Consider the following 12,220-nt stretch of genomic DNA (forward strand, 5'->3'; position numbering starts at 1 on the left):
GCGTCGGACTTCTCGGGCTGCGAGTAACCGTTACCGCGTGATACAGACACCGTGACATCGTACCTTGTCACATAGCGCCGGTCGGTGACTCGCCCCGCGGCCGGACCCGGCCCTCAGTCGCAGACCGAGAGCCCGACCTTCTGGAACTCCTTGAGAGTCGAGTAACCGGACTTTGCCATGGAACGACGAAGTGCGCCAACGATGTTCAGATGACCGAACGGATCGTCCGTGGGACCGTGAAGGACGGTCTCCAGGGATGGACGATCTTCGTCCGAAGCAACCGGCAGGAGCGCACCACGCGGCATCGACGGATGCGCCGCCGCCGCCGGCCAGTAGTACCCACGACCGGGCGCCTCGGCGGCCGCGGCCAGCGGACTGCCCAGAACCGCGGCGTCGGCGCCACAGGCAATCGCCTTCGCGAGCTCACCGGAGGTGTTGATGTCGCCGTCGGCGATGACGTGGACGTAGCGTCCGCCCGTTTCGTCGAGGTACTCGCGTCGTGCGGCCGCGGCGTCGGCGATCGCCGTCGCCATCGGCACACCCATGCCCAGCACTTCACTGGTGGTGGTCGAGCCCATCGTCGATCCGTACCCGACGATGACCGCGGCCGCACCGGTCCGCATCAGGTGCAGCGCGGTGCGGTGGTCGTGCACACCGCCGGCGATCACCGGGACATCGAGCTCGGCGATGAACGTCTTGAGGTTCAGGGGCGCCGAATCCTCTTGTGAGACATGCTCTGCAGAGATGATCGTGCCGTGGATGACCAGCAACTCGACACCGGCCGCCACCAGCACCGGGGTCAACTCGGCAGCATTCTGTGGACTGACCCGAACCGCGGTGGTCACACCGGCGTCGCGGATCGTCTTGACCGCCGCGCCCAGCAGGTCACGATCGATCGGGGCGGCATGCAGTTCCTGCAGCTTGCGCACCGCGGCCGACGGATCGATCTCGTTCTCCGCGATCTCCACGACCTGCGCGATCTTGTCTTCGACGTCGCGATGCCGCGCCCACAGGCCTTCACCGTTGAGCACACCGAGCCCGCCGAGACGGCCGAGCTCGATGGCCGCCTGCGGCGACACCAGCGCGTCCGTCGGATGACTCAGGATCGGCGTGTCGAAACGGTATGCATCGAGCTGCCAGGCGGTCGACACTTCCTTGGACGAACGGGTTCGGCGGGACGGAACTATGTTGATGTCACCGAGTTCGAATGTCCGACGGGCAGTTCTGCCCATGCCGATGTCCACATGATCGCGCACGTGTTGTGCCTTTCGTTGCCGCTGCGCATCACACAGTCGTGATGCCGACCAGCTGATTTGACCGCTCCCCGGATGGCCGGCTCATCGCCGACCGGGTTTTCATCGGGAAGTGTAGTTGGGTGCCTCGACGGTCATGGTGATGTCGTGCGGATGGCTTTCTTTCAGGCCGGCCGCGGTGATCTGCACGAACTGGGCATTCTGCAGCTCGGCGATCGAGCTGGACCCGGTGTAACCCATGGCCGCCCGCAGGCCGCCACCGAGTTGATGGATCACCTGGGACAACGGTCCGCGGAACGGAACCCGCCCTTCGATGCCCTCGGGCACCAGCTTCTCCTCCGACAACACGTCGTCCTGGAAGTAGCGGTCCTTCGAGTACGACTTGGCCTGACCGCGGCCCTGCATCGCACCCAGCGAACCCATGCCCCGGTAGCTCTTGAACTGCTTGCCACCGACCAGGATCAGCTCGCCGGGGGACTCTGCGGTCCCCGCGAGCAGCGATCCCAGCATCGCGGTGGAGGCGCCGGCGGCCAGCGCCTTGGCGATGTCACCCGAGAACTGCAGACCGCCGTCGGCGATCACCGGGACCCCGGCCGGCTTGCACACCGCGACGGCCTCCATGACGGCGGTGATCTGCGGGGCACCGACTCCGGCGACGACACGGGTGGTGCAGATCGATCCGGGTCCGACACCGACCTTGACGGCGTCGGCGCCGGCATCCACGAGCGCCTGGGCCGCGGCGCGGGTGGCGACGTTGCCGCCGACGATCTGGACGCGGGAACCGATCTCGGCCTTGAGCTTGCTGACCATCTCCAGCACCAGGCGATTGTGGGCATGGGCGGTGTCCACGATGATCACATCGACACCGGCGTCGGCCAAGGCCATCGCGCGGGTCCACTGATCGCCACCGGTACCGACTGCGGCTCCGACGAGCAGGCGGCCGTCGGCGTCCTTGGTGGCGAGGGGGTGCTGATCGGTCTTGACGAAGTCTTTGACGGTGATCAGACCGGTGAGCCGTCCATGGCCGTCGACGATGGGCAGCTTCTCGATCTTGTGCCGCCGCAGGAGTCCGAGCGCGGCCTCTGCAGAGACGCCTTCCTGCGCGGTGATCAACGGCGCCTTGGTCATGACCTCGGCGACCGGGCGATTCTGGTCGACCTCGAACCGCATGTCCCGGTTGGTGATGATGCCGACCAGTTCGCCGGCCTCGTCGGTGACCGGCAGACCGGAGATCCGGTACCGGGCACACATCGCGTCGACCTCCGCCAGCGTGGCGGTGGGACTGCAGGTGACCGGATTGGTCACCATGCCGGCCTCGGACCGTTTGACGGTCTCGACCTGACCTGCCTGCGCGTCGATCGACAAGTTGCGGTGCAGGACGCCCATGCCACCGGCACGGGCCATCGCGATCGCCATGCGCGACTCGGTCACGGTGTCCATCGCCGAGCTCACCAGCGGAACCCGCAGGGTGATCTCCCTGGTCAGTTGCGTCGACGTGTCGACGTCACTCGGAATGACATCAGAGGCAGCTGGAAGCAGCAGAACGTCGTCGAAGGTGAGGCCGAGCATGGCCACCTTGTTCGGATCGTCACCACCGGTCCACACGTGGGCTGGGCCGGCTATCTGATTGTTCATTCCGGGCACGCTCATTCCGGTCGGGCCATCGTCGTGGGACAGCACAGTCATTTGAATGCCCCTATCCTATCTGCTCGAAAGTGCAACCCCTGCCACGGCAGCAGAGCGGCCCATCACACCGCGATATCGCCGTCGCGATGTCATCCGCGCAACGGAAACTTTCCGCCACCCCGGCCGCAGAGTGGCGCTGGTGGGGTGCGGCTGACTACCGTGGTCAAGGTGCGAGACCATTTGCCACCGGGCCTGCCACCGGATCCTTTTGCCGACGATCCCCGAGGGGACCCATCGGCAGCCCTTGATGCGGCCCCTCCCGGAGAACCCCTGGACGCAGGTGAGCGGATGGCGATCGAGGAAGACCTTGCCGACCTCGCCGTCTATGAGGCACTACTCAACCGTCGCGGTGTCCGCGGCCTTGTGGTGATCTGCGACGACTGCCAGCTCGACCACTACCACGACTGGGACATGCTTCGAGCGAATCTGCTGCAGCTCCTCGTCGAGGGAACCGTGCGACCGCACGAACCGGCCGTCGATCCGTCACCGGAGGCGTATGTGACCTGGGACTACTGCCGTGGATACGCCGACGCGATGATGCACGTCCGCGAAGACGACTGACTCCCCCGCGCCGACTTAAACGCGCGGAACGGACCGAACCCAACTGCTGGTGATCAACTGATCACCAGCAGTTTTCGGTCGTCATGAGCCCGGAGGAACCACCGGCACCTCGCTGCTGGGAGTACTCACCGGCGGCGGGGGCTCTGAACTCTGCGGTTCACTGACAATCGTGGGCGGTGGTTCCGTCTCCGACGACGACGGCGGCGGCTCGGTCGGAACGGTCTCCGACGGTGTGACCGTCACCGTCTCCTGCGGCACCGTCACCGTTTCCGTCGGCGTGATGGGCAGGACCGTCAACGGCACCTCCAACGAACTGGAGTCGGTTGATCCCGATTCTGCCCGCGAGGTCGACGAGTTCGAGGCGGGCTCACCCAACAGGCCGCGCATCTTGTCGATCTTGCGTTCCAGGGACGCTCGGTCACCGGCATCACGCACGTCATGGAGCAGAGACTCCGCGGAGTCGAGGTACTTCTTCGCGGCCACCTTGTCGCCGGCCACGAATGCTTCGGCGGCGTGCTCGATCTTTGCCTCGACATCCGCCATGGCCAGTGTGGATGACGCGTCGGCGCCGAACATGACCTCTTTGACGCCCCACAACGGGTCACCGGGTGCGGCGTTGTGCGCAACTGCGCTCATGCCACCGAAGATCAGGGCGAAGGCCGCCGCCGCACCGCCGGCGTAACGGACGATACGGAAGGAACGTCGGTGGGAGTCATGGCGTCGTGCGGCCGCGGCGATACCGGCCTCGACGTCTTCGAGCGTGGGTCTGTGCCCGATCGGCTGGGCCAGCACGTCGTCGCGCCAGGTGGAGAGGAGTCCGGCCAGCTCGTAGTCGACCTGGGTTCGGGTCGGGACGATCGGCTTCGACTGCAGCGCCTCGATGAACTCGTCGTCGGCGCGGACAGCACCGAGATCGACCGGGATCGAGTCTTCGTCCAGCACTGCATCATCCCGCGAGGGCATGTCTGCGGGTCCCTTGTTGACACCACCGACCCGACGATCACGCTTTTTGGACACTACCCTCACCACCTTTCAAGATCTCTTTCTTCAATTTTGCGAGCGCCCGGTGCTGGGCCACCCGCACCGCGCCCGCGGTACTGCCGATGGCGGCGGCCGTCTCTTCCGCAGACAGCCCGACCACCACTCGCAGTACCAGGACCTCCCGCTGCTTCTCCGGGAGTGTGGTCAGCAGCGCGTTCATCCGCCGACCGGCATCGGAATCGAGGGCCTGTTGTTCCGGGCCACCGTCGGTGGCCATCTGTTCGGGCAACTCGTCGACCGGTTCGGACTTGTTCCGGCCGGCTGCCCGGTGCGCGTCCGCGACTTTGTGCGCGGCGATGCCGTACACAAACGCCATGAACGGCCTGCCCTGGTCCTGATACCTGGGCAACGCGGTCATGACGGCCATACAGACCTCCTGCGCAACGTCGTCGGCAGAGAGCGAATGCCGCTCACCGCCTCCGACCCGGGCCCTGCAATAACGCACAACCATGGGACGGACACTCTCTAAAACGTCGGAGAGAGCTGACCGATCGCCCTGCGTCGCCGCAGTGACCGCCCGGTCCAACTCGTCACCTGTAAAAATCATCGCTCGTTGAAGTCTCCGCGTTACTTTCGCCGAATGTCCGTGTCCACGCGAGGACGAACCCCCCGCGGACCACCGGGAACGATTCCCCCGCTGATCCGAGGAAATCACCCCCCGACAGTCGCCCGGGGGTCGCCCCCCGTTCATATACCCCGGAGGTCGCCCCCGTCTGCTTGATCCATATGAATTGCCAGCTTAGTCAGCCGTCGGCATCGCGCCGGTGACGTCGACCCATCTCCCCACCCCGTTCGGCGAGCAGAGAGCCCAGTCGCTCGGATCGTCCCGCCCAGTGCTCCCCCGCCCCGATACCCTCCAGCAATTTTGCCGCGGCCCATTCCAGCGGTGGTTGCCGGGCCATCGCTGCCGCGTCGGCCACCCGCAAGGCGCGATCGCCGGCGACCCCCATATCCCCGCCCGATGCCGCAGCGGCCGCGCAGATCAAATCGGTCTTGATCTTATGACGTAACGACGGACCCGCGAGTGCGATCTCCTCAGCTGCCGCAGCGTGTTCGGACGCCGAGGCCGGGTCCGCGGTGTACATCGCCAGCTCAGCCCGTACCCAGCGCCACCGCAATTCCGGCCGCGGGCCCCAGATCCAATCTTCATCGTCACCACCGGGCATCATGTCGCGATCGCCGAGTATCTGTTCCACGCGTCCGAGAAGACGGTCCGCGGCCGAGAACATGCCTCGTCCGAGGTCATCGGCCGCCAGCCCGGTCAGCGCATCACAGACCGCTGTCGACGATCGGGCATCACCCAGATCTGCCGGGCCGACAATATGGAGAGCGAGGCCGTCGTGATCTGCGGCGCGATGGTGCCGCCCACCCTGCCGCAGATGAGCGGCCCTCGTACTCGCGGCCAGCGACCGGAGCACCGCAGAACCGCCGCCGACCTCGATGCGCCGCAACTCCACTGCCGCAGCGGCATAGAACCCTTGACCGCCGAGAGCGACTGCCCGCAACCATCGTGACCATGCCCCATCCGCCGGTGGAATCTCTTGCACGCTCGCGCTGCCGCCGAACGCAATAGCGGGTAATGTGATCTGCATCGCTCTCCAGGACTCGGCGAACTTCGAATTAGCGCAGATTTAACGTACCTGCATCAGCCGAAACGCCGAGGGTTCGTCAACGGGAGATGGCGAGATTGTTTCCGATATGTTAATCGGCACAGTACCGGCGCGCCGTCGTAACGAACGGCTTTCAAACCGCCACATCCTCACCGGCATCCGATCCAGGGCCGTGAACTGCGGCGATGGCCGCCAAACCACTTCCCCGGCCACACCTCATCGACATGGTGACTGACTCTCAGTCAATAAACGAATGGTTAACACCGGTCTAACTTTTCTCCGCCATAGCCCCATTTATCGGGCTATTGACTCCATTTCACCCATTTGCATACGGTGTGCAAGACGACGAGGAAAAACGTCGAATCGGTTTCAAATAGCTCACAATTAAGCCGCTAAGGCACGTCAAAGAGGAGCACGCAGATGCCTCAACCAAACCACCTCCCAGGACCCAACGCCGACATCTGGGATTGGCAGATGAAGGGCTTGTGCCGCGGAATCGACTCATCCATGTTCTTCCATCCCGACGGCGAGCGTGGTCGAGCCCGGGCCCAACGTGAGCGTCGGGCGAAAGAACTCTGCCACCAGTGCCCGGTGGTTGCACACTGCCGTGAACATGCACTGGCCGTGGCGGAGCCGTACGGCATCTGGGGCGGTTTGTCGGAGTCCGAGCGTGGGATCTTGATGAAGCGCGGCGTCGGCCGGCGCATCGCGAGCTGAACCACGCACCATCTACCCCCGAGCGACTCCCCACTCGAATTCTTGATGTCGGATACTTCAAATCAGTGTGAAGACAATTGGCACCGATCTGATTTTTCAGCCACAACAAGAATCGACTGAACCGATGACAAACAAACGGTGCCCCGGCGAAATCTCGCCGGGGCACCGTTTGTTTTGTCAGGGACTCCGAAACGTCCCCCGAGTCACGAATCAGTGAGCGTGTCCGTGATGCCCGTGTCCGTCGCCGGCGGGCTCATCGGCAGGCTTCTCGGTGACCGTGCCCTCGGTGGTCAGCACCATCCGCGCCACGGATGCGGCGTTGACGATGGCCGAACGGGTCACCTTCACCGGATCCACGACACCGTCGGCGAGCAGGTCGCCGTAGGTCAGGGTGCCGGCGTTGAAGCCGTGTCCGCGAGGCAGCTCGGCAACCTTGGCGGCCACCACGGCGCCGTCGGCGCCGGCATTGGTGGCAATCCAGAACAACGGAGCCGAAGCAGCCTGCTGGACCACCCGGACACCAAGTGCCTCATCGCCGGTCAGGCTCGCGGCGAGATCGTCGAGAACAGCTGCGGAGGCCTGCACGATGGCAGACCCGCCGCCGGGGACGATGCCCTCTTCGACGGCGGCCTTGGCCGCGGCGACCGCATCCTCGACCCGGTGCTTGCGCTCCTTGAGTGCGGTCTCGGTGGCTGCGCCGACCCGGATGACGGCGATGCCGCCGGCCAGCTTGGCCAGCCGCTCGGCGAGCTTCTCCCGATCCCAGTCCGAATCACTGGCCTCGATCTCACGACGAAGCTGATCAGCCCGGTTGGCGATGGCCTCGGTGGTGCCGGCACCGTCGACGATGGTCGTCGAGTCCTTGGTGACGACAATCCGGCGGGCACTGCCGAGCAGGTCGAGGCCGGCGTCGGCGAGGGTGATGCCGATGTCCGAGGTGATCACGGTGCCGTCGGTGACAACCGCCAGGTCCTCGAGGAAGGCCTTGCGGCGGTCACCGAAGAACGGTGCCTTGACCGCAACCGCGCGGAGGGTCTTGCGGATCGAGTTCACGACCAGGGTCGACAGCGGTTCGCCCTCGACGTCCTCGGCGAGGATCAGGACCGGCTTGCCGGACTCGGCGATCTTCTCCAGCAACGGCAGGAAGTCCGGCAGGGAGCTGATCTTGTCGCGGTAGATCAGAACCAGTGCGTCCTCGAGGACGGCTTCCTGGCTGTCGATGTCGGTGACGAAGTACGGCGACAGGTAGCCCTTGTCGAACTGGACGCCTTCGGTGACCTCCAGATCGGTGATCAGGCCCGAGCTCTCCTCGACGGTGACCACACCATCGACACCGACGCGCTCCATCGCGCGGCCGACCATCTCGCCGACCTCTTCGTCACGCGAAGAGACCGTGGCGACCTGGGCGATGGCTGCGGCACCCTCGACCGGGGTCGCGGCGGCGATCAAGGCCTCGGACAACGCATCGGCCGCCTTGCTGATACCGGTTCCGAGTTCGATCGGGTTGGCGCCGGCGGCAACGTTGCGCAGGCCGGCCTTGACGATGGCCTGTGCGAGAACGGTTGCGGTGGTGGTGCCGTCACCGGCGACATCGTTGGTCTTCGTCGCAACCGACTTGACCAGCTGTGCCCCGAGGTTCTCGAACGGGTCTTCGAGGTCGATCTCACGGGCGATGGTGACGCCGTCGTTGGTGACGCTGGGTCCGCCGAATGCCTTGGCCAGCACCACATGCCGACCGCGGGGTCCCAGTGTCACCTTGACCGCGTCGGCGAGCTGATTGACGCCGCGTTCGAGCGAGCGCCGGGCCTCGTCGTTGTATTCGATCTGCTTGGGCATGGGTGTTGTGGCTCCTAGAAAGTGAGTGGGGTGATCGCAAGAACAGAACCGCCCCGGCAACCCCGCAGGGGGACGCCGGGGCGGTGATCCAATTCAGGTTCGATCGCTCGAGACCTTGGAATTACTTGGAGATGACTGCCAGCACGTCACGCGCGGACAGGATCAGGTATTCCTCGCCGGAGTACTTGATCTCGGTGCCGCCGTACTTGCTGTAGATGACGGTGTCGCCTTCTTTGACGTCGACCGGGATCCGGTTGCCCTGCTCGTTCACGCGTCCTTCGCCAACGGCGACAACGGTGCCTTCCTGCGGCTTTTCTTTCGCCGTTTCCGGAATGACCAGGCCGGACGCAGTCGTCGTTTCGGCCTCATTGGCCTGGACGAGGATCTTGTCCTCAAGCGGCTTGATGTTCACGCTCGCCACGATGTGAGCCCTCCACTTTCGGGGTAGTTCGGGCCCGAGGTGGACCCGTAGCTGTGTGTTACACGTATTCGGCGCCTGGATCGGTCCCGTCGTCGCGGGTGCCGGGACCTCACTGGGTGCCGACTAGCACTCTATACATGCGAGTGCCAGCACTCAAGGTCCGAGGGTGCAAGTGTCTCGAGCTGCGGCCGGCATCCGTCGTCGCTGGGCGACGATCACAACGACGGTTGTCACCAACGCGACCGTCGTCAGTGCGGCGATCACCGTGATGGCCGGGACCATCCCACCGATGAGTTCGCCCGCCTCTGCGGGCTCGGAACTACCCAGGATCGCGGTCACCACGGCCATCATCAGGGCGCCGCCGATCTGGATGCTGGTGTTGACCAGACCCGACGCGAGTCCCTGCTCCTCATCGGCGACACCGGCGGTGGCCTGGGAGTTCACCGACGGGAAGGTGACCGCAAAACCCACGCCGAGGAACAACACCGTCGGCAGCAGGAAGATCACGTAACTCATGCCCGGCTCCACTTGCAGGAACCAGAGGTATCCGGTCATGAAGGCGACAAACCCACCCGAGATCAAGAGTTTGGTGTCGACCCGGTCCAGCACCCGGTCCATGAACACCGCACTTGCCACGACCAGCACACCGGCGGGCAAGAACCCCAGGGCCATCTCCATCGGTGACCAGCCCAGCGAATCCTGCAGATAGAGGGTGACCACGAATTGGAAAGCGACGTACCCGCCGAACATGGCGGCCGCCGAGAAGTTGGCGTGGACAAGCGACATCGACCGCAGGATCCCCAACCGCAACAACGGGTGGCGATGGCGTATCTCGACTCCGACGAACGCGAGAGCGAGCAGCGCGGCAACCGCGAACAGCGCGATGGTCGACGGAGCCGACCAGCCGACTTCGGGAGCCCGGACCACCGCGTAGACCAGGCTGAGCAATGCGGCGGTGGACGTGATCGCGCCGACCACGTCGAAGTGGGCCCAGCGAAAGGGTGCCCGGGCCGACCTCGGGACCACCCGCGCGCCGACGACCAGGAGCAGCAGCGCCACCGGCCCCGGGAAGATCAGCGTTGCCCGCCACGACAGTTCGGTGAGCAGTCCGCCGAAGACCAGACCGAGCGAGAAGCCGCTCGCACCGCACACGGTGTAGATCGACAGCGCCTTGTTCCGGGCCGGGCCCTCGGCAAAGGTGGTCGTGATGATCGACAGTCCGGCCGGAACCGTGAACGCTGCCGCCACACCCTTGACGAACCTCAGGGCGATGATCAGGTTGTCGATCTCGGTCGCGGCGCTGATCACCGACGCGACCCCGAACACCGCCAGGGCCGTCAGGAACACCCTGCGCCTGCCGAGCAGGTCACTGGCACGACCACCCAGCAGGAGCAGGCCGCCGTATCCCAGCACATAGCCACTGACGATCCATTGCAGTTGCGACTGATCCATGTCCAGGTCAGCACCCATGGACGGCAGCGCAACGCCCACCATCGAGATGTCGAGCCCGTCCAGGAACAGCGCCCCGGCGAGGACCACCAGCAGTATCCAGGTCTTCTTACTCCACCCACCGGCGGAGGTCACATGATCGGGCGGCCGCCCGGAATCGATCGGCCGCCCGGGCGCGGTCTTCCGTTTCAGTTCCACAGTCATGCGTGGAACTATATGCAGTTGCATTTTATTCGTCTACATTAAATCTGTGTGCATTTAATGTGTCTGCATGTGCTATGATGCGTCCCATGTCACACCCGCATCGAAGCGACGACGAGCTGGCCCGGGCCTGGCACATACTGTCCGTGCGCTACCACAAACTCCAGTGCGACCTCGACCGGGAACTGCAAGCTTGCCAACAGATCTCCAGCAGCGAGTTCGAGGTGCTCGAACTGCTCGCCGATGCCACCGACCACAAGATGCGCATGAGCGAGCTGTCCGGGCAGGTACATCTGAGTCAGAGCGCTTTGTCGCGACTGGTGTCCGGTCTCGAAAAGGACGGCCTGGTCGAGCGATCGATGTGCGCCAACGACCGCCGTTCGGTGTTCACCGAACTGACCGACGCCGGCCGCACCCGCTACGAGGCGGCCAAGCCGGTACAACGCGCAATCCTGCGAGCCGAGGCTGACGACAACAAAGACGGATCCGTCTGCGGCTCAACGGAACTACATCAAGAACAGGTCAAACGCTGACCGACGGGCCCCGTCAGGGCCGTCGGCCGGTGGCGACCAGTGCCGCGCCGGGCAGTTCGACACCGGTAGCGGTTCGATACTCGGCAACAGATTTCTGCAACCGACCGCGGAGCGAGTCCCGGACCTCGGGTGCGAGGTTCTTGATGATCGCGGCAAGCGGGCCCGCCATCACCGATACCCGATCCCACCATTGATCGAAATCTTCTGCAACACAGGGATTGTCGATGTCCCGGACCGCCACATCGACAAACCCGGCGGCATCGATCAGGCCGGTGAGGGTGGAGCTGTCCGAGAGGGAGAACGGTCCGGGCACACCCGGTGGCGGGACCTCGAAACCCAGCTCCGCGGTCACCCCGTCGAACATCACGCCGAGCCACGGATTACGTTCCCGCTCGGCCCACACGGCAATCGCCACCCGGCCACCGGGTTTGAGCACCCGGTGAATCTCGGTGAGACCCCGCCCGGGATCCACCGCGAACATCAGACCCTCGCGGCAGAGGACCGCATCAAAGGCATCTGCCGGCATCTCGATCTGCTCGATGTCCAGTACCGCCGTGGCGATGTTGGAGAACCCGAGTTGCTTCACCCGGTCGGTGGCCACCTCGACCATGTCCGGTGCCACATCCGACATCGTCACCATTCCGGCCGCACCGACGCGCCGAGCCGCGCCGATTCCACCGGCACCGGTACCGCAGGCCAGTTCCAGGACACGATCTCCGGGGATCAGGGCGAGCCCGTCGAGCATCGCCTCGGTGACCTCGGCCCCGCGCTCTTCGATGTAGTCGACATGCGCGGCCCAACCACCGGCCACCGAATTCCACATCGCATGCAGCTGGTTGCGTAACGGATCGTTGCTGTCCGGATCGCCCATCGCGGCCTCCCATCAGGGGTTACCACCGAGGATGCGCCAAC

General features: G+C 65.0%; 12 protein-coding genes. 3 read left to right on the forward strand and 9 right to left on the reverse strand.

Features of this window, described 5'->3' with window-relative positions:
* Positions 1–113: 113 nt before the first annotated feature.
* Positions 114–1,256 (reverse strand): GuaB3 family IMP dehydrogenase-related protein, encoded by a 1,143-nt coding sequence (locus tag AC51GR_RS18545; protein WP_496326118.1) that lies wholly within the window; start codon positions 1,254–1,256, stop codon positions 114–116.
* 99 nt (positions 1,257–1,355) lie between these two features.
* Positions 1,356–2,888, reverse strand: coding sequence for an IMP dehydrogenase (gene guaB / locus AC51GR_RS18550; protein WP_496326243.1), 1,533 nt, complete (start codon positions 2,886–2,888; stop codon positions 1,356–1,358).
* 219 nt (positions 2,889–3,107) lie between these two features.
* Here guaB and AC51GR_RS18555 point away from each other — a divergent pair, with 219 nt between their 5' ends.
* A complete protein-coding gene (locus AC51GR_RS18555) occupies positions 3,108–3,500 on the forward strand; it encodes a DUF5319 family protein (protein WP_482138344.1) in 393 nt (130 codons plus the stop codon).
* Positions 3,501–3,581: 81 nt separating this feature from the next.
* On the opposite strand, the gene AC51GR_RS18560 is transcribed toward AC51GR_RS18555, so the two are convergent.
* The 3 genes from AC51GR_RS18560 to AC51GR_RS18570 form a co-directional block, all read right to left on the reverse strand.
* On the reverse strand, positions 3,582–4,517 hold the full coding sequence (locus AC51GR_RS18560) for an anti-sigma-D factor RsdA (protein WP_496326119.1): 936 nt from the start codon (positions 4,515–4,517) through the stop codon (positions 3,582–3,584).
* Positions 4,501–5,088 (reverse strand): sigma-70 family RNA polymerase sigma factor, encoded by a 588-nt coding sequence (locus AC51GR_RS18565; RefSeq protein WP_496326120.1) that lies wholly within the window; start codon positions 5,086–5,088, stop codon positions 4,501–4,503. Before AC51GR_RS18565 ends, AC51GR_RS18560 begins: the two co-directional genes overlap by 17 nt.
* 196 nt (positions 5,089–5,284) lie before the next feature.
* Positions 5,285–6,133, reverse strand: coding sequence for a hypothetical protein (locus AC51GR_RS18570; RefSeq protein ID WP_496326121.1), 849 nt, complete (start codon positions 6,131–6,133; stop codon positions 5,285–5,287).
* A 438-nt stretch (positions 6,134–6,571) separates the two neighbouring features.
* Between AC51GR_RS18570 and AC51GR_RS18575 the strand changes: the two genes are divergently transcribed.
* Positions 6,572–6,868, forward strand: coding sequence for a WhiB family transcriptional regulator (locus tag AC51GR_RS18575; protein WP_331884365.1), 297 nt, complete (start codon positions 6,572–6,574; stop codon positions 6,866–6,868).
* Positions 6,869–7,078: 210 nt separating this feature from the next.
* Here AC51GR_RS18575 and groL read toward each other — a convergent pair whose 3' ends face one another.
* From groL to AC51GR_RS18590, 3 genes are all read right to left on the reverse strand, one after another.
* On the reverse strand, positions 7,079–8,704 hold the full coding sequence (gene groL / locus AC51GR_RS18580) for a chaperonin GroEL (protein WP_496326122.1): 1,626 nt from the start codon (positions 8,702–8,704) through the stop codon (positions 7,079–7,081).
* A 121-nt stretch (positions 8,705–8,825) separates the two neighbouring features.
* The gene (gene groES, locus AC51GR_RS18585; protein ID WP_482138334.1) at positions 8,826–9,125 is read right to left on the reverse strand and encodes a co-chaperone GroES; all 300 of its coding nucleotides are present in this window, start codon (positions 9,123–9,125) and stop codon (positions 8,826–8,828) included.
* Positions 9,126–9,278: 153 nt separating this feature from the next.
* Positions 9,279–10,778 carry an MFS transporter gene (locus AC51GR_RS18590; protein ID WP_496326123.1) on the reverse strand — a complete coding sequence of 500 codons (1,500 nt, stop codon included), beginning with the start codon at positions 10,776–10,778 and terminating at the stop codon, positions 9,279–9,281.
* 86 nt (positions 10,779–10,864) lie between these two features.
* Here AC51GR_RS18590 and AC51GR_RS18595 point away from each other — a divergent pair, with 86 nt between their 5' ends.
* Positions 10,865–11,308: a MarR family winged helix-turn-helix transcriptional regulator gene (locus AC51GR_RS18595; protein WP_496326124.1), complete on the forward strand. Its 444-nt coding sequence runs from the start codon at positions 10,865–10,867 to the stop codon at positions 11,306–11,308.
* Positions 11,309–11,321: 13 nt separating this feature from the next.
* On the opposite strand, the gene AC51GR_RS18600 is transcribed toward AC51GR_RS18595, so the two are convergent.
* Positions 11,322–12,179: a class I SAM-dependent methyltransferase gene (locus tag AC51GR_RS18600; RefSeq protein ID WP_496326125.1), complete on the reverse strand. Its 858-nt coding sequence runs from the start codon at positions 12,177–12,179 to the stop codon at positions 11,322–11,324.
* Positions 12,180–12,220 lie beyond the last annotated feature (41 nt).

Source organism: Williamsia sp. z71 (assembly GCF_059553375.1).